The sequence below is a fragment of the Geobacillus sp. BMUD genome, from assembly GCF_013096845.1.
Taxonomy (GTDB): domain Bacteria; phylum Bacillota; class Bacilli; order Bacillales; family Anoxybacillaceae; genus Geobacillus; species Geobacillus vulcani.
On sequence record NZ_SDLA01000063.1, the window covers coordinates 1 to 457 of the forward strand.

Below are 457 nucleotides of genomic sequence, written 5' to 3' on the forward strand. Positions count from 1 at the left end.
TATTGGTATGCCGCTGATTGCAATTGAAAAAATGCGCCAGTTGATTTTCTTAGCAAACCAGCAAAATTGGCCGATGCGCATCCATACGATCGGTGACCAAGCGATCCATCAAGCGTTGTCTTTTTTTAATGAAAGTCATGCGCGCTTCCCTCTCTCTGCCGGTAAAAATAATACCCTGGAGCATTTGGAAGTCATGGATCCTGCAGATCTTTCTTTAGTGGCACAAGACAATTTAGTTCTTTCCGTTCAACCTAGTCATTTATTAGTCGGCTATGAAACGTTAGATGAAGAAGTAGGTCCGCAACGCGCTAGTCAAATGTTTCCTTTTCAATCCTTTTTGACCCACGATGCTGTAGTAGCATTTGGAACCGACAGCCCAGTAGTGATCGATGTGTCTCCATTGGATTCGATCTATTATGCAGTGGCTAGAAAAGAAAAAAACGGCTCTCCAGTAGAA

Annotated in this window: 1 protein-coding gene; it reads left to right on the forward strand. The window is 43.1% G+C overall.

Translation table 11 applies throughout. From position 1 onward, the window contains the following. On the forward strand, positions 1 to 457 hold a 457-nt coding region (locus ETC05_RS17410), incomplete at both ends, for an amidohydrolase family protein (protein ID WP_171661557.1).